The sequence below is a fragment of the Micromonospora arida genome (genome assembly GCF_042873195.1).
Taxonomy (GTDB): Bacteria; Actinomycetota; Actinomycetes; order Mycobacteriales; family Micromonosporaceae; genus Micromonospora; species Micromonospora arida.
The window spans coordinates 66,566-90,181 of record NZ_JBIALC010000010.1 but is presented as its reverse complement, the minus strand read 5'-3'; the positions used below and the strand labels follow the sequence as shown (position 1 = coordinate 90,181).

20 protein-coding genes are annotated in these 23,616 nt (G+C 72.4%); 13 read left to right on the top strand and 7 right to left on the bottom strand.

The features are described from left to right. Positions 1–66 precede the first annotated feature (66 nt). Positions 67–993 (bottom strand): SDR family NAD(P)-dependent oxidoreductase, encoded by a 927-nt coding sequence (locus ACFYP0_RS25540; protein WP_124854198.1) that lies wholly within the window; start codon positions 991–993, stop codon positions 67–69. 56 nt (positions 994–1,049) lie between these two features. Between ACFYP0_RS25540 and ACFYP0_RS25535 the strand changes: the two genes are divergently transcribed. The 5 genes from ACFYP0_RS25535 to wrbA all read left to right on the top strand — a co-directional run bounded on the left by ACFYP0_RS25535 (position 1,050) and on the right by wrbA (position 4,050). Next, positions 1,050–1,493, top strand: coding sequence for a MerR family transcriptional regulator (locus tag ACFYP0_RS25535; RefSeq protein WP_124854197.1), 444 nt, complete (start codon positions 1,050–1,052; stop codon positions 1,491–1,493). A 64-nt stretch (positions 1,494–1,557) separates the two neighbouring features. Further along, on the top strand, positions 1,558–1,950 hold the full coding sequence (locus ACFYP0_RS25530) for a hypothetical protein (RefSeq protein WP_124854196.1): 393 nt from the start codon (positions 1,558–1,560) through the stop codon (positions 1,948–1,950). A gap of 65 nt (positions 1,951–2,015) precedes the next feature. Continuing rightward, entirely contained in the window at positions 2,016–2,774 is a 759-nt protein-coding gene (locus ACFYP0_RS25525; protein ID WP_124854195.1) for a HipA family kinase, read from the top strand. Continuing rightward, the gene (locus ACFYP0_RS25520; RefSeq protein WP_091404117.1) at positions 2,771–3,139 is read left to right on the top strand and encodes a DUF3037 domain-containing protein; all 369 of its coding nucleotides are present in this window, start codon (positions 2,771–2,773) and stop codon (positions 3,137–3,139) included. Before ACFYP0_RS25525 ends, ACFYP0_RS25520 begins: the two co-directional genes overlap by 4 nt. 293 nt (positions 3,140–3,432) lie before the next feature. Next, the gene (gene wrbA / locus ACFYP0_RS25515; RefSeq protein ID WP_124854194.1) at positions 3,433–4,050 is read left to right on the top strand and encodes an NAD(P)H:quinone oxidoreductase; all 618 of its coding nucleotides are present in this window, start codon (positions 3,433–3,435) and stop codon (positions 4,048–4,050) included. A gap of 87 nt (positions 4,051–4,137) precedes the next feature. On the opposite strand, the gene ACFYP0_RS25510 is transcribed toward wrbA, so the two are convergent. Continuing rightward, positions 4,138–6,060: an anthranilate synthase family protein gene (locus ACFYP0_RS25510; protein ID WP_124854193.1), complete on the bottom strand. Its 1,923-nt coding sequence runs from the start codon at positions 6,058–6,060 to the stop codon at positions 4,138–4,140. 205 nt (positions 6,061–6,265) lie between these two features. Between ACFYP0_RS25510 and ACFYP0_RS25505 the strand changes: the two genes are divergently transcribed. From ACFYP0_RS25505 to ACFYP0_RS25495, 3 genes are all read left to right on the top strand, one after another. After that, a complete protein-coding gene (locus ACFYP0_RS25505; RefSeq protein WP_124854192.1) occupies positions 6,266–7,678 on the top strand; it encodes an FGGY family carbohydrate kinase in 1,413 nt (470 codons plus the stop codon). Positions 7,679–7,777: 99 nt separating this feature from the next. After that, complete coding sequence (locus ACFYP0_RS25500) at positions 7,778–10,315, top strand: sensor histidine kinase (RefSeq protein ID WP_208740877.1); 2,538 nt, start codon at positions 7,778–7,780, stop codon at positions 10,313–10,315. Beyond that, positions 10,312–10,734: a roadblock/LC7 domain-containing protein gene (locus ACFYP0_RS25495; RefSeq protein ID WP_088988684.1), complete on the top strand. Its 423-nt coding sequence runs from the start codon at positions 10,312–10,314 to the stop codon at positions 10,732–10,734. The genes ACFYP0_RS25500 and ACFYP0_RS25495 overlap by 4 nt, the downstream gene beginning before the upstream one ends. A 79-nt stretch (positions 10,735–10,813) precedes the next feature. Here the strand turns inward: ACFYP0_RS25495 and ACFYP0_RS25490 are convergent, their stop codons facing one another. Further along, on the bottom strand, positions 10,814–12,157 hold the full coding sequence (locus ACFYP0_RS25490) for a GH1 family beta-glucosidase (protein ID WP_386997841.1): 1,344 nt from the start codon (positions 12,155–12,157) through the stop codon (positions 10,814–10,816). Positions 12,158–13,004: 847 nt separating this feature from the next. On the opposite strand from ACFYP0_RS25490, the gene ACFYP0_RS25485 reads away from it, so the two are divergent. Next, complete coding sequence (locus tag ACFYP0_RS25485; RefSeq protein ID WP_124854190.1) at positions 13,005–15,911, top strand: glycoside hydrolase family 48 protein; 2,907 nt, start codon at positions 13,005–13,007, stop codon at positions 15,909–15,911. Positions 15,912–16,249: 338 nt separating this feature from the next. Here the strand turns inward: ACFYP0_RS25485 and ACFYP0_RS25480 are convergent, their stop codons facing one another. Next, positions 16,250–16,918, bottom strand: coding sequence for a DUF3159 domain-containing protein (locus ACFYP0_RS25480; RefSeq protein ID WP_386997916.1), 669 nt, complete (start codon positions 16,916–16,918; stop codon positions 16,250–16,252). Positions 16,919–17,087: 169 nt separating this feature from the next. Between ACFYP0_RS25480 and ACFYP0_RS25475 the strand changes: the two genes are divergently transcribed. Both ACFYP0_RS25475 and ACFYP0_RS25470 read left to right on the top strand, forming a co-directional pair. After that, positions 17,088–17,975: a phosphatase PAP2 family protein gene (locus ACFYP0_RS25475; RefSeq protein WP_208740872.1), complete on the top strand. Its 888-nt coding sequence runs from the start codon at positions 17,088–17,090 to the stop codon at positions 17,973–17,975. Positions 17,976–17,998: 23 nt separating this feature from the next. Then, a complete protein-coding gene (locus ACFYP0_RS25470) occupies positions 17,999–18,697 on the top strand; it encodes a maleylpyruvate isomerase N-terminal domain-containing protein (protein ID WP_386997838.1) in 699 nt (232 codons plus the stop codon). Between the two features lie 32 nt (positions 18,698–18,729). Here the strand turns inward: ACFYP0_RS25470 and ACFYP0_RS25465 are convergent, their stop codons facing one another. Both ACFYP0_RS25465 and ACFYP0_RS25460 read right to left on the bottom strand, forming a co-directional pair. Continuing rightward, on the bottom strand, positions 18,730–19,593 hold the full coding sequence (locus ACFYP0_RS25465) for a DUF1028 domain-containing protein (protein WP_386997837.1): 864 nt from the start codon (positions 19,591–19,593) through the stop codon (positions 18,730–18,732). A 47-nt stretch (positions 19,594–19,640) separates the two neighbouring features. Continuing rightward, complete coding sequence (locus ACFYP0_RS25460) at positions 19,641–20,861, bottom strand: low temperature requirement protein A (protein WP_124854186.1); 1,221 nt, start codon at positions 20,859–20,861, stop codon at positions 19,641–19,643. Between the two features lie 154 nt (positions 20,862–21,015). Between ACFYP0_RS25460 and ACFYP0_RS25455 the strand changes: the two genes are divergently transcribed. Together ACFYP0_RS25455 and ACFYP0_RS25450 are read left to right on the top strand one after the other, a co-directional pair. Continuing rightward, positions 21,016–21,999 carry an LLM class F420-dependent oxidoreductase gene (locus ACFYP0_RS25455; protein WP_124854201.1) on the top strand — a complete coding sequence of 328 codons (984 nt, stop codon included), beginning with the start codon at positions 21,016–21,018 and terminating at the stop codon, positions 21,997–21,999. After that, positions 21,996–22,787, top strand: a complete 792-nt coding sequence (locus tag ACFYP0_RS25450) for an SDR family oxidoreductase (RefSeq protein ID WP_124854185.1) — start codon at positions 21,996–21,998, stop codon at positions 22,785–22,787. The genes ACFYP0_RS25455 and ACFYP0_RS25450 overlap by 4 nt, the downstream gene beginning before the upstream one ends. A gap of 6 nt (positions 22,788–22,793) precedes the next feature. Here ACFYP0_RS25450 and ACFYP0_RS25445 read toward each other — a convergent pair whose 3' ends face one another. Next, a complete protein-coding gene (locus ACFYP0_RS25445; RefSeq protein ID WP_386997834.1) occupies positions 22,794–23,597 on the bottom strand; it encodes a class I SAM-dependent methyltransferase in 804 nt (267 codons plus the stop codon). Positions 23,598–23,616: the final 19 nt, after the last annotated feature.

The following is a 23,616-nucleotide window of genomic DNA, read 5'->3' as shown; positions in this document are numbered from 1 at the left end:
CGCGGGCCGACAGCCGCAGCACCGCGCGCGGCAGCACGTTCGCGCGCTGGGCAGGTACGCGCGAACTCAGTCGATGAGGTCGAGGCCGGTCAGGTCCGCCGACAGAGCCCAGAGGCGGGCTGCCGCGCTGTCGTCGGTGGGGCTGGCGGCGTCGGTGCGGCGACAGTCCACGCAGTAATCGCCGCCGTTCGCGTCGAGGTGAGGTGACGTGGCGGCCCAGACCTGGGTGGCCGCGCCCTGCTCGACGGTCTTGAACAGACCCGGAGCGGAATTCCCGTCCGCGTCGATCCAGCCCGCGGTGACCATCTCCTCGACTGCGAGGTGTCGTTGCAGAGGAGTGCGGATCCAGCCGGGGTTCACGGAGAAGGCCCGGACGCCGTGCGGTCTGCCGAGCAGGTCGAGGTGACGGGCGAACAGGACGTTCGCGAGCTTGGACTGGGTGTAGGCCTCCCACTTGTCGTAGCCGCGCTCGAACTGCACGTCGTCCCACCGGATTCGCCACGCCGGGTCGCGGCCGGAGGCGACCGCGACGACACGAGCCGTTCCGGCAGCGGTGAGCGCAGGCCACAGCAGGTTCGCCAGCGCGTAGTGACCGAGGTGGTTGATCGCGAACTGCGCCTCCCAGCCGGGTCCCACCCGTGTCTCCGCGCACGCCATGACGCCGGCACTCGCGATCAGGATGTCGAGGGCTGGATGCCTGCTGAGGAATCGTTCGGCGAATGCACGGACGGAGGCGAGGTCGGCGAGATCGAACTGGTCGACCTCGATCTCGACTCCGGCCGTGTCGGCGAGCGCCCGCTGCGCCACGTCCGGCCGGAGAGCTGGGACGACGACCCGGGCCCCGGCCTGGGCGAGCGCGAGGGTGGTGGCGAGACCGAGGCCGGAGTAGCCGCCCGTGACGACTGCGGTCTTGCCGGTGAGGTCGATTCCGGTGAGGACGTCTCCGGTCGTGCTGTGGGCACCGAACGTGGTGTGGGTCGTGTCGCTGGTCATGCCGCGGACGCTAGATGCTAGACCGAGGTCTAGGTCAACGGGTTACCGTCGACGCCATGGCGGACGAGGGCTTGAGCATCGGGCAGGTGGCGCGGCGCACCGGATTGAGTGTGCACACCCTGCGGCTCTACGAGCGTGAGGGTCTGCTGGCCAGCGAGGTGCGGCGTGACGGGTCGGGCAGGCGCGTCTACAGCGCCTGGGACGTCGAGTGGCTGGCGAACTGCGTCAAGTTCCGGGCCTCCGGAATGCCGCTCACGACGATCAGCCGCCTGGCCCAGCTCGTTCGCGCGGGCAGCGGCAACGAGGCGGAACGGCTCGAACTGCTCCGCGCACACCAGCGCCACATCACCGAGCAGTTCGCGCAGCTGCGCGACTGCCTCGACCTCATCAACGTCAAGGTGGCCAGCTACGAACGACACCTCAGCGCCGGCGCCTCCGGCGATCCCTGGCACCAGCAACGCCCGCCCGCACCGGAAGAGCACCGGATCGACGGGGCATAACGGGACGCGCACGGGGGATGCGGCGGCCGGAAGTGCGCGCGTCGCGCGTGCGGAAGGGAGCGTCATGACTGCCGCAAATGAGCCGGCGCGGGGCGCCGGCGTGACGGCCGGATCCCGCGGCCATCGTGGGGACACCCGCGCGAAGACGAGCGCCGCGGCCACCTTCGCCCTGGTGTTCGGAGTGGCCGGTCTGTTCAGCGTGTTGACGGCGATCCTCGCCTGGCTGGGGCTGATACTCGGCATCATCGGGATCATCCTCGGCATCGTCGGCCTCAAGATGGCTCGCCGACCCGGGGTCACCGGTCGTGGCGTGTCGATCGGCGGCCTGGTGCTCAGCATCCTGGCCGTGCTGATCGGCCTCGGTCTGGCCGCGGGCATCACCACGTTCGTCAACAACGAGAATGCGGTGGACCGCCTGCAGACCCAGGTCGACAAGCTGCGCGACAAGCTCGACTGACCCGCGCGTGCCGGTCTGGGCCGGCCCCGCCACCCGTCCCGGCCGGCCACAGTAGGGTGGGCGGCGTGCTCCGCCAGGTCACCGCGATCCGTTACGTCACCCCGCTCCGCGAGGGTGGGTCGCTGCCGGGCGTGGTGGAGGCCGACGACCTCGGCACCTACGTGGCGAAGTTCCGAGGCGCCGGGCAGGGGCCCAAGGCGCTGATCGCCGAGGTGATCTGCGGTGAGCTGGCGCGCCGGCTGGGGTTGCGGGTGCCGCCGCTGGTGGTCCTCGACATCGACCCGGTGATCGGGCGGGCCGAGCCCGACCAGGAGGTGCAGGAGCTGCTGCGCAGCAGCGGCGGCGCCAACCTCGGGATGGACTTTCTGCCCGGGGCGCTGGGCTTCGACCCGATGGCGCACCCCGTCGACCCGGCGCTGGCCTCCCGGGTGCTCTGGTTCGACGCGTACGTGGAGAACGTCGACCGGAGTTGGCGCAACCCGAACCTGCTCGTCTGGCACCGGGAGCTGTGGCTGATCGACCACGGCGCCTCGCTGTACTTCCACCACAACTGGCCGCGCGCCGAGGCCTCTGTGCACCGGGCCTACCGTGCGGAGGACCACGTGCTGGCCCCGTACGCGTCGCGGCTGGCCGAGGCCGACGCCGAGCTGGCCCCCCAGGTCACCCCGGAACTCCTCACCGAGGTGCTCGCCCTGGTGCCGGGGGAGTGGTTGACCGCCGCCGACTTCGAGACGGCCGACGCGGCGCGCGACGCGTACCTGGATCACCTGTCCCGCCGGGTCGCCCGCACGGCCGACTGGCTGCCATCGGGGAGCGGGGCATGAGGCAACCCTTCGAGTACGCGCTGATCCGGCTCGTGCCCCGCATCGAGCGCGGTGAGCAGATCAACGTCGGGGTGTTGCTCTACTGCCAGCAGCGCGACTTCCTGGCCGCGCGGACGCACCTGGACGCCGACCGGGTTCGCGCGCTGGCGCCCGACGTCGACCTGCCGGCGGTGGCCGCGGTGCTCGACTCCTGGGACCGGACCTGCTCCGGTGACGGGCCGGCGACCCGGATGCGGCTCGGTGAGCGGTTCCACTGGCTGGCCGCGCCGCGCAGCACGATGATCCAGACGGGGCCGGTGCACACCGGTCTCACCGTCGACCCGGCGGCCGAGCTGGACCGGCTGATGGCGACCCTGGTCCGCTGAGCCGGAGCGGGGCGCGGGAGCTGGTGATCGTCCCCTGATCGCGCTACGCCAGCGCCGTTGCCGGCGGAGCGCGATCCCCCGTTCAGGTGCCCGGTGCGGGGCGGCGGCTCGATCCCGCCGGCACCGATGGCATCAGGATCGCGGTCCGCGCGCGACGTCGGGCCGGAACGACCGGGAAGTTGCGGAAAACTTGAGCCGGCGGGCCGGAAACCGGGAGCGCCGGGGCTGTCGTTAGAGCGCGTCCGCAGCGGGTAGTCGCGGGAGCTGATCCGAGACGAGAAGGGGACACTCTGATGGCTGCCCAGACCAAGGTAGCGGTGATCTACTACAGCGCCACCGGCATCACCTACCAGATGGCGCAGGCCGTGTGTGAGGCCGCCGGGGACGCCGGTGCCGACGTGCGCCTGCGCAAGGTGCGCGAGTTGGCGCCGGACGAGGCGATCCGCTCCAACTCCGGCTGGCAGGCGCACCGCCTGGAGACCCAGGACGTGCCCGAGGCGATGGTCGACGACCTGGCCTGGGCCGACGTGGTGATCCTCGGCGCGCCGACCCGGTACGGCATGGTCGCGGCGCAGCTGAAGCAGTTCATCGACACCACCGGCCCGCTGTGGGCCCAGGGCGCGCTGGCCAACAAGGTCTACTCCGCCTTCACCTCGACGGCGACCTCGCACGGGGGTCAGGAGACCACGCTGACCTCGCTCTTCAACGTCTTCTACCACTGGGGCGGTGTGGTGGTCACCCCCGGTTACACCGACACCAGCCAGTTCATCGCCGGCAACCCGTACGGCCCCTCGCACACCAGCAACAACGGGGAGATCGCCCCGGACGCCGTGGTGCTCGAGGCCTGCGCGCTGACCGCCCGGCGCGCCGTGCAGATGGGTGCCGCGCTGAAGGCGGGCCTGGCCGGCTGACGGACGAGGGCGACCGGCGGCGCGGGCGGGGGCTCTCGGCCCGTCCGCGCCGCCGATCCATCCAGCCCTACCCCCGGGCCAGGGCGATCATTTGCCTCCGCGTGTCGCGGACAGCTCGTCCGGGCGCGACGCGGGCAGCAGTTCGGTCAACAGCTCGCTGAGCACGGCGAGCCCGTCTGGGCTGAGCACCGACTCCGCGTGGAACTGCACCCCGGCGAAGCCGCGTCCCCGCAGGGCGTGCACCGCGCCGTCGTCCGGGTCCCGGGCCAGCTCCACCGGCCCGTACGCGGTGGTCAGCCGGTCGGCCTCGCAGCGGGCGGTGAACGTCGAGTAGAACCCGACCCGGCGGGTCCGGCCGAACAGCGGCACCTCCCGCTGCAACCCCTGGTAGGGCGCGTCCCGGCGGTGCAGCGTCAGCCCCAGCAGCCCGGCCAGCACCTGATGGCCGAGGCAGACCGCGAGGGTGGGACGGCCGGTGGTCAGCAGCCCGGTCAGCAGCTTCCGCAGCGCCAGCATCTTCGGCTCGTCCGCGCTGCCCGGGTCGCCCGGTCCAGGACCGGCGACCACCAGGTCGTAGTCGTCGACCGGGCCGCTCGCGTGCCAGGGGCGGGTGGTCACCGCGAGTCCCAACGCGCTCAGTTGATGCGCCAGCATTCCGGTGAAGGTGTCCTCGGCGTCCACGATCAACACCCGGCGGCCGACCAGGCCGGGCAGTCCGGGCGCGTCCGGTGAGCGCTGATCGAGCCAGAACCGCGCCAGCGGTGCGTTGCGGGCGGCCAGCGCGTCGCGTACCGCCGGGTCGTCGGCCAGCCGCGCGACCGGCCCGCGGTCGCCGACGGACGCCGCCGGCCCGAGGCCGAGCGCGGCCAGCACCCCGGCGGCCTTGGCGTGCGTCTCGGCCACCTCGCCGGCCGCCGTGGAGTGCCGGACCAGGGTCGCGCCGACCGGCACCCGCAGTCGGCCGGTGGGGGCGATCTCGGCGGTCCGGATCAGGATCGGGGCGTCGAGTGTCTGCCGGCCGGCCTCGTCGTGGCCGAGCAGCGCCAGTACGCCCCCGTAGTAGCCCCGGCCCCGGCGTTCGTGCCGGGCGATCACCCGGCAGGCGTTCTCGATCGGGCTGCCGGTGACGGTGGGGGCGAACATCGTCTCGCGCAGCACCTCCCGCACGTCGCGGGTGCCCCGCCCGGCGAGCAGGTACTCGGTGTGCGCCAGGTGCGACATCTCCTTCAGGTACGGGCCGATCACCTGCCCGCCGTGCTCGGCGACGGTGGCCATCATCTTCAGCTCCTCGTCGAGCACCATGTACAGCTCTTCGGTCTCCTTCGGGTCGGCGAGGAAGCGCAGCAGGGCCGCCCGGTCCGCGACGCCACCGGGGCAGCGGAAGGTGCCGCTGATCGGGTTCATCATCACCAGTCCGTCGTCGACGCTGACGTGGCGCTCCGGGCTGGCGCCGACCAGCGTCCGGGTGCCGGTGTGCACCACGAACGTCCAGTACGCGCCGCGTTCGGCGACCAGCAGCCGGCGCAGTGCGGCCAGCGCGGCCCCCAGCGGCGGGCCCTGCACGGTGGCGTGCAGGGCGCGGTGGATGACGAAGTTCGCGCCCTCACCGCGGCCGATCTCCTCGGACAGCACCCGCTGCACGGTCCGCGCGTACTCCTCGTCGCTGACGTCGAACCCGGCGTCGGTGGTGTGCACCGGTTCGTCGGGCAGCGCGGCGAGGGCGTCGGTCAGGGTGATCCGCTGGTGCTCGCGGACCTGGAGGAACTCCAGCGGGGCGGCGTCGTCGACGCAGGCGAAGCCGCGCTCGGTGATCTGCCGGTACGGCACCAGGGCCAGCGTCCGGGCCCCGGGCGGGCCCGCCGGCAGTGGGAGGTCGGTGAGCTCTTCGACGGTGTCGACCGGGCCGGTGAACAGGTCCAGTTCGTCCGCGCCCTCGCGGCGCAGCAGCGCGAAGGGGCCGGGGTCGACGCCGTGCGCGACGGCGGCGAGCAGGTCGGTCAGGTGGGTCATTGGAGTCTCCGTTGGGCTGGGTGCCGCCGTTGGGCGGCCCTCCGGCCGGGGAGATCCGGCGACCGCCTCGATGGCGGCCGCGTGGATGGAGCTACGCGCGGGAGATGGCCGCCGGGTCGGCGGGCCACCAACTGGTCAACTGCGCGAGCATGTGATCCACCCTACGCGCCCGTCGCCCCGCTGGCACGGGGTAACTTGACCGGCGATGAACATTCTCGCGCTCGACCTGGGCACCTCCTCGGTACGCGGGCTGGTGCTGGACGCGGACACCCAGCCGCTGCCCGGCGCTCTGGCCCGCCGCAAGGTCGACCTCGCCATCGGCGACGACGGCACCGGCACGCTGTCCGGTCCGGACTATCTGGCGAGCCTGGTCGAGTGCCTGGACGAGCTGGCCGACTCGGGGCACCTGCACGACGTCGGCCTGGTGGCGGTCTCCGCCCAGTGGCACTCGGTGCTCCCGCTGGACCGCGACGGCGCACCCATGGGCCCGGTGGTCACCTGGCTGGACACCCGGCCCGCCCCGGTCGGGCGCACCGCCGGCCCGGCCGACCCGGACGGCTTCCACCAGCGCACCGGCTGCTGGTGGCACCGCTCGTACTGGTCCATGCGGTTGCCCTGGCTGCGCCAGCAGTCGGGCACCCCGATCGCCCGGTTCGTCGGTCTGCCCGAGTACGTGCTGGGCGAGCTGCTCGACACCGCGCCCATGTCGATCTCCCAGGCCTCCGGGACCGGTCTGCTGGACCTGCGTACCCTGCGCTGGGACGAGGAGGCGCTGACGCTGGCCGAGGCACGACCGGAGGAGCTGCCGCCGCTGGGCGAGCTGGACTGGCACGGCCGGCTCCGGGTCGACCTGGCCCGTCGGTGGCCGCAGTTGGCGCAGGCCCGGTGGACGCCGCCGGTGGGCGACGGTGGGGCGTCGAACGTCGGCTCCGGCTGCGTCGACCCGAGCCGGGCCGCCGTCACCGTGGGCACCTCCGCGGCCGTACGGCTGATGCAGCGGATCCCGGCCGGCGAACCGATGCCCCGCCTGCCCGAACGGTTGTGGCGGTACCGGGTCGACCACGACCACGTGGTGACCGGGGCCGCGTACGCCAACGGCGGCAACCTCTTCGCCTGGGCGGACCGGGAGCTGCGGTTGCCCCGGGGCGCCGAGCTGGACGCGGCGCTGGCGCTGGTGCCGACGGGCGGTGGCCGGCCGGCGGATCCCCGCTTCGGTGGCGACCGGGCGCCCGGGCTGGCGCCGGCGGGCAGCGGTGAGCTGCGCGGTCTGAGCTTCAGCACCACCTCGGTCGACATCCTGGCCGGGCTGATGCAGGGGTTGTGTGAGCTGGTCGCCGAGGACCTCGGGGTGCTGGAGTCCACCATCGACAAACCGGTCGGTGTGGTGCTGGGCGGCGGCGCGGTCGCCGCCTCGGTGTGGTGGCGGCAGGCCTTCGCGACCGCGCTCGCACCGCGACCGGTGTCGCATCAACGCAACCCGGAGATCGGCGCCACCGGTGCCGCGTTGGTGGCGCTGGGGCGCTTCGATGACGCGATCGGGCTCGCCGACATCGGCCGGACGGACGAGCTGGTTTTACCGACCACGGCAGGACGTTCCCACCCGCAGTATCCTTCCTGAACCTCGGCCTCGCCCGGGCCGTTGACAGCGGTACCGAGCCTGGTTGGATGGACTGCGCTCCCCCGACCGCGGTGGACGCGGTAGGACGGAGGAGGCAGGGTGGCGGCAGGTCCCGACCCGGCGAACGGCGCGGTGTCGAACCATCGCCGACGCCGCTTCGATGTCCGAGTCGTTCCGCATCGACGGCGGTCGCCGTTCCGGCTGCGCGACTGGCGGATGAGCACGAAGCTCGCCACCGTGCTGCTGGTGCCGTCGATGGCGTTCCTCCTGCTCGCCGGGGTGCAGACCAGCACCCTGGTGGGGCGGACGACGGCGTTGAACGACTTCTCCAGTCAGGTCGGCATCGGACGGCAGATCACCGCCGCCGTGCACCAGCTCCAGCAGGAGCGGGACCGCTCGGCGGGGGAGCTGGGTGAGCTGCGTAAGGGTGGTGACCGGCAGGCCGCCGCGAACGACCTGAAGCCGTTGCAGGAGGCCACCGACAAGGCCATCGTGGACCTCAGCCGGGCCGCCGAGCCGTTGGCGGACGCGGACGCGTCCTGGCGGGTGGCCTTCTCCGAGGCGCTGGAGGCGTACGACCAGGTGGTCGACATCCGCGCGGCGATTCCGCCGGCGGTGCTCAGCAGCGAGACCATCCTGAGCAACTACCACCGGGCCGTCGGGGCGTTGCTCGACCTGCTCGCCGAACCGACGCCGGGGCAGAACCAGCCGGCGTTGAACGACGCGGTGCTGCGCTACGTCCAGTTGGCCCGGGTCAAGGAGCTTTCCTCCCGGGTGCGGGCCCAGCTCTACGCCGCCGCCCGCGTCGGTGCGTACGGCACCGAGGACCGGGTGATCCTCGCCGACCTGCGCGGTCAGCAACTCACCGCGCTCGGTGCGTTCCGGGTGGCCGCGACCAGTGAGCAGATCCGCCGCTACGACGAGACATCGGTGTCGGCGGGTTTCCTGGTCGCCACCGGGTTGGAGGAGCGCAGCCTGTCCTCCGGCGCCGCGTCGCCGCAGGTGCTGCCGTCGGAGCAGTGGTGGTCGGCCAGCCAGCAGCGTCAGGAGCTGCTGCGTCAGCTTGAGGCGGGTGTGCTCGACGACGCCGTACGGCAGGCCGAGGAGGCCAGCGACGATCAGCTCCGGACGACCCTGCTGGTCGTCGGCGGGGTGGTCACGGTCCTGCTGGCCGCCCTGCTGATCTCGTTGCTCATCGGGCGGTCGGTCGCCCGGTCGATGCGGCTGCTGCGCAGCCAGGCACTGCGGATCGCCCAGGTCGAGTTGCCGGACGCCCTGGACCGACTGAAGACCGTCACCGGTGGGGTGCCGCGCATCGATGTCGCGCCGGCGGTGGTCCGCTCACTCGACGAGATCGGCGAGTTGGCCGAGGCGTTCGTGGCGGTGCACCGCAGCGCGGTCACCGTCGCCGTCGAGCAGGCGATGATGCGGCGCAACGTCAACGCGATGTTCGTCAACCTGGCCCGCCGTAGCCAGGTGCTGGTGGAGCGTCAGTTGGAGCTGCTGGACGACCTGGAGCGCGAGGAGAGCGACCCGGACCAGCTGGAGAACCTGTTCAAGCTCGATCACCTGGCTGCCCGGATGCGCCGTAACGACGAGAGCCTGCTGGTGCTCGCCGGCACCGACTCCACCCGCCGGTGGAACCGGCCGGTCGGGCTCGGTGCGGTGCTGCTGGCCGCCGCCGCGGAGATCGAGCAGTACCAGCGGGTCCGGATCGAGTCGGTGGCCAACGTGCACGTGGTCGGGCACGCCGTCGGCGAGTTGGTGCACCTGCTGGCCGAGCTGCTGGAGAACGCCACGGCCTTCTCCCGTCCGGACACCGTCGTGGTGGTGACCGCCCGGCTCGAGGCGGGGGGTGCGCTGATCGAGATCGTCGACCGGGGTCTGGGTATGAGCCCGACCGCGTTGGTGCAGGCGAACGAGGTGCTGGCCAGCCCTCCGGCCGCGGACGTCGCGGCGGTGGAACGGATGGGGCTCTTCGTGGTCAGTCACCTGGCGGCCCGGTTGGGCGTCCGCGTGCGGTTGGAGGGCGGCGAGGACGGCCTGGTCGCCCGGCTCGCCCTGCCCGCGGTGCTGCTGGCGCCGCCGGGCAGTGTGGAGCTGGACGCGCCCCCGTCGGCGCGGATGCTGGCGGCGGGCGCGGCGCGGGGGCTGGTTCCGCAGTCCGGGGCAGGCCGGCAGGCAGCTGGCCCGATGCTGAACGGCGCGGTGCGGGACCTGCCGGTGGCCGGCCGCCCGCCGGGCGTCGGCGTGCCGCGTCAGGGCCGCCCGGTGCCGGTACGCGCCGAGGACGTGTTGACCCCCGCCGCTGATCGCGGTGCCGGCGGGGGCTGGTATTCGCGGCAGGGCCCGACCGCGCCGGTGGTGCCCGCTGCGGCGGCGCCACCGCAGATCCCGGTGACCGCCGGCACCAATGAGCGGGGATTGCCGGTGCGGGTGCCCATGGCGCAGTTGAGCGCGGTCACCCGTTCGGCACAACCGATGACGGCACCGACCCGCACCGACCCGGACCCGGAGGCGGTCGGCGGCATGCTCTCGCGGCTCTACAGCGGAGTACGGCGCGCCGAGGCTGAGGACACCACCGAGATACCCGTGCCACCGTCCGGGGGGCACGACGAAGGGGGACGACGACAGTGACGACGTTGAGCCAGGAGGCGCGTGACCTGAGCTGGCTGGTGAGCGCGTTCGCGGAGCGGGTGCCGGGTGTGGCGCACGCGGTGGTGGTCTCCTCTGACGGGCTGCTGGTGGCGATCTCCGATCACCTGCCGCGTGACAACGCGGACAAGCTCGCCGCGGTGACCTCCGGGCTGATGAGTATCACCGCGGGCGCAGCCTCGATGTTCGACGGCGATGTCGTCAAGCAGACGGTGGTCGAGATGGGCCGTGGCTACTTCCTGGTGATGCAGATCCGCGACGGTTCGATTCTGGCCACGCTGGCCGCCGGTGACGCGGACATCGGCGTGGTGGGCTACGAGATGGCCCGGTTGGCCAAGCAGGCGGGGGAGATGCTCACCCCGGCCCTGCGGGCGGAGTTGCAGCAGGCGCTGCCCCGCTGAGTGAGCCGGCCGAGGCCCGGACGGTCACGGCTCACCCGAGCCGAGCCGTCCGGGCCCGGCCGTCCGGGTGGCGGCGCGGTCAGAAGCCGCCGTCGGCGATGACGGAGCGGTACCAGGTGGCGGAGTTCTTGAGCACCCGGCGCTGGGTGGCGTAGTCGACGTAGACCAGGCCCCAGCGCTGGTCGTAGCCCTGGTCCCACTCGAAGTTGTCCAGCAGTGACCAGACGTGGAAGCTCTCCAGCGGCACTCCGTCGGCGATGGCCCGGTGCGCGGCGGTGAGGTGGTCGCGCAGGAAGTTGATCCGGCCGGCGTCCTGGACGGTGTCGTCCGCGCCGAGGGTGTCCGGTGTGGGCAGCCCGTTCTCGGTGATGGTGAGCGGGATCGGCCCGTATTCACGGGTGATCCGGGTCAACAGGTCGTACATCCCCTCGGGGTAGATCTGCTGCCATTCGGCCTCGGAGGTCGCCCAGCGGTGCGCGGTGCCGCCGTCGCCGGTGACGTAGATCGGGGTGTAGTACTGCACGGCCAGCAGGTCGACCGGTGCGGAGATGGTCTTCAGGTCGCCGTCGCGGATGCCCTGGACCATCCGGCTCTGCGGGCCCAGGTCGGCCAGCAGGTCCTCCGGGTAGCTGCCCTTGAGCAGGGAGTCGAGGTAGAGGCGGTTCTCGTAGGCGTCGTAGAGGTGGGCGGCCGCGGCAGCCTGCGGGGAGTCGTCGGCGGGGTAGCAGGGGTGCAGGTTGAGCGCGGGGCCGATGCGGCTGTCGCTGCCGGTGGCCCGCAGCGCGGCGACGGCGAACCCGTGGGCGAGTTGCAGGTGGTGGGCGACCAGGTAGGCGGCGTCCGGGTCCTGCCGCCCGGGGGCGTGGTGGCCGGTGAGGTAGCCGTTCTGCACCACGGTCTTGGGTTCGTTGATGGTGAGCCAGGCCGGCACCCGGTCGCCGAGGGCGCGGAAGACCACGTCGGCGTAGTCGGCGAAGCGGTGGGCGGTGTCGCGTGACTCCCACCCGCCGGCGTCCTGGAGCGCCTGCGGGAGGTCCCAGTGGAACAGGGTGGCCATCGGGGTGATTCCGCGCTCGTGCAGGCCGTCGAGGAGGCGGCGGTAGAAGTCGAGGCCGCGTTGGTTGGGGGTGCCGGTGCCGTCGGGCTGGATCCGGGGCCAGGAGATGGAGAAGCGGTAGCTGCGCAACCCGAGGTCGCGCATGAGGTCGAGGTCCTCGGCGTAGCGGTGGTAGTGGTCGATGGCCACGTCGCCGGTGTCGCCGTTGCGGGTGCGCCCTGGGACGCGGCTGAAGGTGTCCCAGACCGACTCGCCGCGCCCGTCCTCCTTGGTGGCGCCCTCGATCTGGTAGGCGGAGGTGGCCGCGCCCCAGCCGAAGTTGTCCGGGAAGCGCAGCGGGCCGGCGGGCCCGATAGGTATCGACATGGATTCTCCTCATGGATACGGGGCCACCGCCGAAGGATTCGGGAGCGCTCCCATGATAGGGCAGACGCTGCCGGCCGGTCAGCCGGCCGTCAGGACGGCCAGCGCTGGCGGGTGGGAGGCGGGTGTGTGGCCCCGGGCAGCGAACGAGGCCGTCCGGGCGGCGCGGCGCGCCTGTCCCGTCGGCCTCTTTTCCTATCGTGTACGGGGGTTTAGTGTGGGGACGGGGGAGGGCAACCCCCGTCCCCACCGTAACTGCACACACACGGGCGGAATTTGGGTCCTGCCGTGCGTGTCGCGCGGGAGCCGGGCCACGCGAGTGGCTCTGGTTCCACCTCCCTCCCTGTGGCGGGACGATGGCTGACGACGGCGTCCGGGCTGGCCCGTCGTCGGCCCTCGGTCTGGTTCCCTGGGCTCGTCAGGAACGACCCCAGCGATCTTCTTGTTGGAACCTTGTCGATGGAAGCGCTCCCATCGACCGATGTTGCGACTGTAACGCCCGTCACGCCTTTGTGAAAGACCCAAAACGAGATCGAAACAAGGAGCTGATCCAGCGCTCCGTGCGCTTGTTGTGGGAGCGCTTCCATGGCACACTGTCGATTCGACGCGACAGGAGCCACATCGCGTAGTGCGGGTCCACCGAGGGCAACCGGCAGCACCAGCTCCGGTCACGGTCACCCGAGCGCAGCCGGCGGGACCCCCTCCCGTGCGGGCCGCACGCCCTACCCCGGCCGGGCCCGGGGAAGACCACCTTCCCGGCGCCTCGACATCCCCGCGGACCACCACCACCGTCGCGGGCAGGCGCCTCGCCGGGGACCATCCCGGCCTGGTCCGAGGAGACACCGCGCACATGAGACAACTGGCTATACGCCGGCGCGTGGCGCTCGCCGCCGCCGCGCTGCTCGCCATCGGCGGGGTGACCCTGCCTGCCGGCGCCGCACAGGCCGCACCCGCCTGCGACGTGGTCTACGCGACCAACGACTGGAACACCGGCTTCACCGCGAACGTCACCATCAAGAACCTGGGTGACCCGGTGAGCAACTGGACGCTCAAGTGGACCTTCCCGACCAGCGGTCAGCGGGTCACCCAGGGCTGGTCGGCCAGGTTCAGCCAGACCGGCAGCGAGGTCACCGCGACCAACGAGTCGTACAACGGCAACCTTGCCACCGGGGCCTCCACCACCATCGGCTTCAACGGCGCCCACACGGGCAGCAACCCGAAGCCCACCGCGTTCACCCTGAACGGCACCCCCTGCAACGGCACCCCGGCCAACCAGCCGCCGACGGTCTCGCTCGGCCTGCCGTCCGGGCCGTTCACCGCGCCGGCCGACGTGCCGCTGACCGCCACCGCCAGTGACCCGGACGGGACGATCAGCAAGGTCGAGTTCTACCGCAACGGCCTGCTGATCAACACCGACACCTCCGCCCCGTACGCGTACACCCAGGAGGACCTGCCGGCCGGCAGCTACACCGTCCAGGCCAAGGCGTACGACAACGCCAACGGCATCGGGGTCGACGAGAAGGCGTTCACCGTCGGCACCGCCACCGGCCCGACCCTGATCGCCACTCCGTCAGCGGTGAGCGTCAACGAGGGTGGCACCGCCACCTTCAACCTGAAGCTCAGCGCCGCCCCGACGGCCAACGTGCCGGTCACCCTCACCCGCACCGGTGACACCGACGTCACGGTCTCGCCGGCCACCGCCACGCTGACCCCGAGCAACTGGAACACCGGGGTCACCGTCACGGTCGCCGCGGCGGAGGACACCGACACCGTCGGCGGCGCCGCCACCATCACCGCCTCCGCCACCGGTCTGGCTTCGCTGGCGGTCAGCGCCACCGAGATCGACAACGACACCCCCGGCGGAGACAACGCCTACACCGCGAAGTTCCTCGAGCAATACGGCAAGATCAAGAACTCGGGCTACTTCAGCCCCGAGGGCGTGCCGTACCACTCGGTGGAGACGCTGATCGTCGAGGCGCCCGACCACGGCCACGAGACCACCTCGGAGGCGTTCAGCTTCTGGCTCTGGCTGGAGGCCTACTACGGCAAGGTCACCCAGAACTGGGCCCCGTTCAACAACGCCTGGACGGTGATGGAAAAGTACATCATCCCCACGCACGCCGACCAGCCGACCGCCGGCTCCGCCGGCACCCCGCAGTACGCCGCGGAGTACAACCTGCCCAGCCAGTACCCCTCGGCGCTGAACCCGAACGTCCCGGTCGGTCAGGACCCGCTGCGCTCGGAGTTGCAGTCCACCTACGGCACCGGCGACATCTACGGCATGCACTGGCTGATGGACGTCGACAACACCTACGGCTTCGGCCGCTGCGGTGACGGCACCACCAAGCCGGCCTACATCAACACCTTCCAGCGGGGCACCCAGGAGTCGGTGTGGGAGACCGTTCCGCAGCCCTCCTGCGACACCTTCAAGCACGGCGGTCAGTACGGCTACCTCGACCTGTTCGTCAAGGACACCGGCGCCCCCGCCAAGCAGTGGAAGTACACCAACGCCCCGGACGCCGACGCCCGCGCCGTGCAGGCCGCGTACTGGGCGCTGACCTGGTCCAAGGCGCAGAACAAGCAGGCCGACGTCGCCGCCACCATCGCCAAGGCCGCCAAGATGGGCGACTACCTGCGGTACGCGATGTTCGACAAGTACTTCAAGAAGATCGGCAACTGCGTCGGGGCCAGCACCTGCCCCGCCGGCAGCGGCAAGGACTCGGCGCACTACCTGCTGTCCTGGTACTACGCCTGGGGTGGTGCGTACGACGCCAGCCAGAACTGGTCCTGGCGGATCGGCTCCAGCCACAACCACTTCGGCTACCAGAACCCGTTCGCGGCCTGGGCGCTGACCAACACCCCGGAGCTCAAGCCGCAGTCGTCGACCGCGGTCGCCGACTGGACCAAGAGCTTCGAGCGGCAGCTGGAGTTCTACACCTGGTTGCAGTCCGCCGAGGGCGGCATCGCCGGTGGCGCCACCAACAGCTGGGACGGTAGCTACGCCCAGCCGCCGGCCGGCACCAGCACCTTCTACGGCATGTTCTACGACGTCGACCCGGTCTACAACGACCCGCCGTCGAACCAGTGGTTCGGTATGCAGGCCTGGTCGATGCAGCGCATCGCCGAGCTGTACCAGCAGACCGGCAACGCGAAGGCCAAGGCGTTGCTGGACAAGTGGGTGCCCTGGGCGATCGCCAACACCACCCTCGGCACCAACTGGTCGATCCCGTCGGACATGGCGTGGACCGGTCAGCCGACCACCTGGAACCCGTCCAACCCGCAGCCCAACACCGGCCTGCACGTCGAGGTCATCAGCAAGGGTCAGGACGTCGGTGTCACCGCCGCCTACGCCCGGATCCTGATCGCGTACGCGGCCAAGTCGGGCAACGTGGCGGCGAAGGACACCGCCAAGGGGCTGCTCGACGCGCTGTCGGCCGCCAGCGACGCCAAGGGTGTCTCCACCACCGAGAAGCGTGGCGACTACCGGCGCTTCGACGACGTCTACAACGCGTCCACCGGGCAGGGCCTCTATGTCCCGTCAGGTTGGACCGGGAAGATGCCGAACGGCGACACCATCGCCGCCGGCAAGAGCTTCCTCGACATCCGGTCCTTCTACAAGAACGACCCGGACTGGCCCAAGGTGCAGGCGTACCTGGACGGTGGTGCGGAGCCGAGCTTCAACTACCACCGGTTCTGGGCGCAGGCTGACGTCGCCATGGCGTACGCCGACTACGGCAGCATGTTCCCGAACGGCTGAGACGACCCGGGGTGGGTGGCGTGGACCGCCCACCCCGGGCTCCGGCCCGGGTCCGGGGAACGACGGACCGGGGCTGGCGGGACGGCCTGACACCCACGGTCAGGCCGGGGTGGGCCGGCCATCTGGCCGACGCAGCGGATCGGCTGGCCCACCCCACCGCCCGGACTGGAGCCAGCCGCAAAAAAGCCCAGAAATTCGGGCCCTCGCGGGATCACACCGAGGTCCGTGACGGAGTAACGTACGTCACCGGAGAGGCCGCTCCCCCCGTGGCGGCCTCTCCACTTTTTTGCCCCGGGTCCGGCCGCTTCTCTGCCCCGAGTCCGGCCGCGCGGGGCCGCTCAGCGAGGTGGCGCGACCGGGTGACGCAGCCCCGGGTGCCCGGCCGGCAGCGAGCGCCGCAGCACCACCCAGCTCAGCGCCAGCGCCGCGGCGACCAGCGGCCAGGTCAGGGCCACCCGGGCCACCACCAGCGCGAGCACCTGCCCGCTCAGATAGAGCGGCACGAACACGACGAGCCGCAGCAGGTAGGTCGCCGTCCACACCCAACTGGCCCGGCCGTAGCCGCGCAGCAGCGCCGGGTCACGCCGCCACCCGGCCCGTTGGCCCAGCACCGCGCCGACCAGCACACCGAGCAGTGGCCACCGCACCACGATGCTGACCGTCCACGCCAGAGCGCTCGCGGCGTTCGACAGCACCTGGATCAGGAAGAAGTTCTCGGCCCGGCCGGTGCGCACCGCGATCAACGCCGCGACGCAGACGGCCAGCAGCCCGATCAGCACCGAGCGCGGCCGGTCACCCCGGCGCAGCCGTACGCCGGCCACCACCGCGCCCACGGCCAGCGCCGCGCCGACCCCGCCCCACAGCGACTCGCCGCCCAGCACCCAGCCCACCGCGAACGCCAACGGCGGCAGGGTGGCGTCGATGGCGCCGCGCCGCCCGCCCAGCAGATCCGTCAGCGACTCGGCCCGCGCCGGCCCACCCGGACCGGTGTCGGCGCCGGCCCGCACCGGCCCTGCCGACCCCGGGTTGTCGCCTTCACGCTGCTCCGGACCGGGCTCGGCCGAGCCGGTGTCGCGCTCCGGTGTTCCGCTCACCACCGCCTCCTCGCCTCCGGCACAACCTAACGGCGATTGGCGGCGGGCCACCGGTCGGACCGCCGACACCTGCCGCTACGGTGTGCGGATGCGCGCGACGGCACGGGGTTGGACCGCTGTCTGGTTGGTCGTACTGGCCCTCGTCCAGGCGGCCGCCTTCCTCGCCGTGTGGCGGGTGGCCGTGCACCTTGAGATCGGTCAGTGGGTGGACACGGTTGCCCTCACCGGCAATCGGATCGGGCAGGACACCATCGACGGTCCGGTCGACCGGATCCTCAACGCGATGTCGGTGGTCTCGCTGCTGGCCGCCACCGCGATGATCGGGTTCATCGCGCTGATCCGGGGGCGGATCGCCCTGGCGATCACCGCGACCCTGCTGATCGCCGGAGCGAACGTCACCACCCAACTGCTCAAGTACGGGCTGAGCCGGCCCGACTACGGTGTCGACCCGGAACGTGCCGCGGTGGGCAACAGCCTCCCGAGCGGGCACGCCACGGTGGCCGCCTCGGTGGCGGTCGCGCTGATGCTCGTGCTGCCGCGCAAGGTGCGGGCCGTCGGCGCCTTCATCGGTGCCGGCTACGCCGCCGTCGCCGGAGTCGCCACCCTCTCCGCCGGCTGGCATCGGCCCAGCGACGCGGTCGCCGCGTACCTGGTGGTGGGTGTGTGGGCGGCGTTGGCCGGGTTGCTGCTGCTGGTCACCCAGCGGGAGCAGGCCGAGATCGCCCCGGGCGACGCGCACCGGGTCGCGGCGCTGGTGCTCGGGCTCGGTGGTGTGCTCGCCCTGGTGGCCTGCGGGCTCTCCCTGTCCTGGCTGCTCGACCTGCGCGACACCGGGCCGGAGGAGCTGGCCCGCCGCCCTCTGTTCGTCGGGTACGCGGGCAGCGCCGCCGGGATCGCCGGCACGATGGCGGTGGTGATGGCGTTGGCGCTCACCGTCGTGCACCGGCTGGTGCCCAGGGTCAAGGGCTGAGCGGGCATCAGGAGGATCCGCGGATGATCGGGAACCGGGATGCCCGCAGCCTGCGCGACCTCGTCCGCGTGGCGTTCTCCGCCGAGTGCACGCAGCTCACTGAGATCCTGGCCGAGTTGGTCGACGCCGACCTCGACCGACCCACCGACTGCCCGCCGTGGACCGTCCGGGAGTTGATCGCCCACATCCGCACCGGAGTGGGCCGGCTGGCCGACATGCTCGCTGCGCCGGCCCCGCCACGCCCCGAGGTGGACGCCGCGGGCTACTTCGGCAGGGCGAAGTTCACCGCGCAGGTGGACGCCGACCGGATCGCCGGTGGGCGGCAGGACGCGCTACAGGTGGGCCGAGCAGCGCTGGCGACCGAGTTGGACCGGGCCTGGCGGACCACCGACGTGGCGGTCGCCGCCGCGCCGACCGATCGGGTGGTACGCACCCGGCACGGCGACGCAATGCTCCTCACCGAATTCCTGCGGACCCGGGTCGTCGAGGTGGGTGTGCACGGTCTGGACCTGGCCGCCGCGCTGGGCCGGCCGCCATGGCTCACCCCGCAGGCGTCTGCGGTGATCGCCGACCTGCTCACCGGCGGGAAACCGACACCGGCCGGGCTGCGTTGGGACGAGCTGACCCTGATCCGCAAGACCACCGGCCGAGCGGCGTTGACCGCCCCGGAACAGGCCGCGATCGCCGCCGCCGGCTTCCGCTGGCTAGCCTTCGGCCGCTGACCCCGGTCGCGGCCGGCACCGGCCGTGGCGGGTCAGCTCGCGGCGCGGGGTGCGGGGACGTGTGGGGCGACACCGCGCAGGTGCGTCAACACCACCGGGTCGATCCGCCCCGGCACGAGCCGCTCCTCCAGGTTCTCCAACCCGGCCCAGGAGATCAACGCCGCCTCCGTACCGTCCTGGTGCACCGAGTGGCCCAGCGCGCCGAGCAGTGCCGCCACCTCGTCGGCGACCGCGCCGCTCAGGTCGAGCAGGGTGGCCGGGTCGGGCCGGCCGAACAGCATGGTGTGCACAGTGAGCAGGCGACCCAGCTCGGCCACCGGGTTCGGGTGGTCGTCCACGCGCAGGTCCACCACCACGTCGCTGGTGCCGCCGTACCCGCCGCCGCGCTCCACCACGAGCAGGCCGGCGCTCTGGCGGCCACGCCGGTCGCCGCCGGCCTCGTCGCCGGCGCGCAGCGCGGCGACCAGACGCTCGGCGAAGGGCAGCGCCGTTCCCGCCAGCCAGGCTTCGCCGAGGGCGTCGACGACCTCCGGGCCGGTGAGCACGTTGCCCTGCGCGGCCCAGCCGTCGCCGGTCCGCCCGCCGGCCCACGGGTGACAGGCCGGCCCGGTCCAGCTGGCGCCCGAGCCGGTGGCCCCCACGACGCCGAGCTGGCGGTGCTCCCGCTCGGGGTCGGCGGCGATCAGCCCGGCCACCACGTCGGCGGCGGCCACTCCGGTGCGCAGCAGGGTGAGGCCCTGCGGGCGGTAGGCGAGGTTGACGTGCGCCTGGGTGGCCAGCGCGCCCACCTCGGCGGCGGCGGCCGGCACCAACGCCCCGGCGGCGAGGAACTTGCTGGCGACGGCCACGCCGTGCAAACGGCCGTCGGCGGAGCGGGCGACGAGCGAGAAGGTCACCGGCCGAGAGTAGCCGTCCGCGCCGGCGCGACGTCGGCCCGCGACGCTCAGAACGGTGGCGCGGCGGCCTCCGGTGGGGCGCCGTGGGCACGACGGGCGTCGGCCACCGCGATCCCGGCCAGCACCAGCGCCCCGACCGCGGTCGCGATCACACCGGGCAGGTACAGCAGCGGCACCGACGCCGCCACCAACACCGTGACGGCGATCCATCGGGACGGGGAGACCCGCCCGAACACCTCGTACTCCAGGCGAGCCCGGCCGGCCAGGAACAGGGCCGGTCCGCCGAGCACCATGGCCAGCCACGGCGCCGGGATCCGCTCCAGCGGATGGTCGATGATCAGCTCGTACCCGATCGCGGTGGCGGCGAGACCGATCACCATCAGCAGGTGGGTGTCGGCCGCCGACCGGCCGATGTTGGCGGGGTGGCGGGCCTTCATCACCGCCTCACCCAGGATCCGCCCGGCGCGCTGCACGTAGATGCGCCACAGCATGATCGAGGTGGCCAGCGCCAGCGCGAACGCCCAGGCGTGCCCCATCTCGTACGGCACCTTGCTGTACGCGAAACCCGCCACCAGGATCGTCTCGCCAAGCGCGACGAGGAAAAACTGCTGGTACCGCTCGGCCAGGTGCTCCCCGGCGATCTCCCACTTGGAGATCGTCGAACGACCCAGGCCGGGCACCGGCCAGCCGCAGCGGGCGGCCAGGTACTCGATGGCCAGCGCCGCCGCCCAGAGCAGCACCTGCACGTTGGTGGACAGCATCGCTCCGCTGATCCAGAGCACCCCGCTGACGGCGAAGATCACCGCCATCCGCACCTTCAGCCGGCGGTACCGGTGCGGTCCCAGCGCGATCGACAGGATCACCGGCCGGGTCACCTGCGCGATGACGTACGCCACCGCGAACATCAGCGCCGTCTCGCTGAACGCCCGGGGGATCGCGACCCCCATCAGCATGCTGCACACCAACGCGGTGATCACCACGGTCTGCAGCGGCACCCGGTACGGGTCGTACCGGCTGGTCGTCCACGCGGTTCCCTGCCAGACCGCCCAGAGCGCGAGCAGCAACAGCAACGTCTTGCCGCTGCCGGTGATCGTTCCCCAGCCGTGCTCCCGGCCCGGTTCCTCGGTCAGGTCCTCGAACGCGCGCGCCGAGATCCGGGTGAGCGCGAAGACGAATACCAGGTCGAAGAAGAGTTCCAGGAACGTCGCCCGGCCGGGCGTGGCCGCCGCCGGGACTGGCTCCAGGTGTCCCGCCGCCCTGGAACCCATGGTCAGCGGCCTGCGCCGTCGGTCCGGTCCACCTCGAAGGAGTAGCACCTCCCACCTGCGCATACGGCCGGAAACCGGCGATTCTGCCCAACCCGGGGATCTTGCTCGGGCCGGCGTCAACGGGCACGATCAACCGGTGACGAATCGATGGGGCATGACGGTGCCGCTGGGCGGAATCGCGCTGGCGCAGCACGACGCGGCCTACGCGGCTCTCGACCGGGCCGGGTTCACCGACGTCTGGTCGTCCGAGGTCGCCGGGACCGACGCGTTCACCCCGCTGGCGCTCGCCGCGGCCTGGCAGCCGGGGCTGCGGCTCGGCACCGCGATCACGCCGGTCTTCACCCGGGGCCCCGGGTTGCTGGCGATGAGCGCGGCGGCGCTGGCAGAGGCCGCGCCGGGCCGGTTCTCGCTCGGCATCGGCGCGTCCTCACCCGTGCTGGTACGGGACTGGAACGCGGTGCCGTTCGACGAGCCGTTCCGCCGCACCCGCGACGTGCTGCGTTTCCTGCGGGCCGCGCTGGCCGGCGAGACCGTGGACGAGGCCTACGACACGTTCACCGTCCGCCGGTTCACGCTGGAACGACCGCCCGCGGTGCCACCGCCGATCCTGCTCGCCGCGCTGCGCCCAGGGATGCTCCGACTGGCCGGCGCGGAAGCCGACGGGGTCATCCTCAACTGGCTCAGCGCCGACGACGTGCCGCGTGCCCTGGCCGAGCTGGGCGAGCGCCGCACCGGCTTCGAGGTCGCGGCCCGGATCTTCGTCTGCCCCACCGAGGACGCCGCGTACGCCCGGGCGCTGGGCCGTCGGCTCATCACCAGCTACCTCACTGTCCCGGCGTACGCCGATTTCCACCGTTGGCTCGGCCGCGACGAGGCGCTCGCGCCCATGTGGGCGGCCTGGGCCGCCGGTGACCGGCGTGGCGCCAGCGCGGCGGTGCCCGACGAGGTGGTCGACGCGCTGGTGCTGCACGGCTCACCGGAGCGGTGCCGCGCCGAGGTGCGCCGCTACGCCGACAACGGGGTCGACGTGCCGATCGTCGCGCTGCTGCCCACCCCCGAGGTCACCGCCGGCGGCGCGACCGCGCTGCTCAGCCTCATCGCCCAATTGGGCACCAACTCCGTGGAGGCGTCCGCGTGAACCTCACCGACCGGATCGTGGTGGTCACCGGCGGAGCCGGCGGCATCGGCGCGGCGCTGTCGCGCCGGTTCGCCGCCGAGGGCGCCGCCGCCGTGGTGGTCGCCGACCTGGACGCCGACGCGGCCGACGCGGTGGCCGAGGGGATCGGCCCGGTCGCGCACGCCATCGCCCTCGACGTCACCGACGAGGAGCAGGTCCGCGACCTGGTCGCCGACACCGAGGAGCGGTACGGCCGGATCGACCTGTTCTGCGCCAACGCCGGGGTGACCACCGGCGGGGGAGTGGAGGTCGACGACGCCGGCTGGGACCGTTCCTGGCGGGTCAACGTGCTGGCCCACGTCTACTCGGCCCGCGCGGTGCTGCCCGGAATGCTGGCCCGGGGCGGCGGGCACCTGCTGCACACCTGCTCCGCGGCCGGTGTGCTGACGGCTGTGGGCGACGCCGCGTACACCGCGACGAAGCACGCCTCGGTGGGGTTCGCGGAGTGGCTGGCCATCACCTATCGGGACCGGGGCATCCGGGTCAGCGCGCTCTGCCCGCAGGGGGTGGACACCCCGATGCTCGCCGACGGGCTCGCCGACGGTCACCTGGGCGCCCGGGTGGTCGCCGCGTCCGGTGCGGTGCTCACCCCGGACCAGGTCGCCGACGCGGCCATCGCCGGGCTGGCCGAGGAACGGTTCCTGATCCTGCCGCACCCCGAGGTCGCCGACTACGCGCGCCGCCGCGCCGAGGACCCGGACGGCTGGCAGGCCGGCATGCGCAAACTCGTCCGCCGGCTGACCGCCTGAAACCCGCTACCGCGCCGGAACGCGCCCGACGGCCAGGAGATGGGCGCTGGAGCTGATCAGCGCCGGCTCGCTGCTGTAGAGCCGGGCCAGGTCCAACGCCGCGGCGAAGACGACGTCCCGCGCCGGCCCGTTCGCCGCCGCCTCCGCCGCCGTCCAGGCCGGGCCCTCGACCCCGTGTACGACGACATCGGTCAGCCCTGCGGCTGAGCACTCGTCGGTGATCTCCTCGACCCGGTGGAAGTAGGCGTGGGTGAAGCCGATCCGCGGATCGTTGACGCCGTCGCTCAGTAGCGCCCTGGCCTCGTCGAGCAGCCTCTCGTCGAGTCGTCCGGTGGCCGCGAAGTCCAACGGGCCGGCGAAGCGGGAGATGACGGCGGCCACGACGAGACCGCCGGGGCGGGTGACCCGGACCGCCTCGCGGAGGGCCTGTAGCCGGTCGGCGCGGCGTACCAGGTGGTAGAGCGGGCCCAGCAGCAGCGCGGCGTCATACCCACCGTCGGCGTCGGGAAGCGCACGCGCGTCGCCCACCTGTGCCTCGACCGGAGGGTGCCCGTCGCGGGCCTGCGCGACGTGGCTGGGCACCAGGTCGACGAGGCGGACCTCGTAGCCGGCGAGGACGAGGGCCCGCGCGTACTCGCCGGTGCCCCCACCGATGTCCAGCACCCGGGCGCCTGGACCGGGTAGGAGATCCCCCAGGAGCTGCGTCGTGCGGATCCATTCCAGTCGCGCCTGCGGGCGGGCGGTGAGCCGCCGGTCCTCGCGGTAGTGCTGCGTGTAGTAGTCGACGATGTCGCTCGAATGCTGATCCACGCTCTGATGCTCGTAGTTG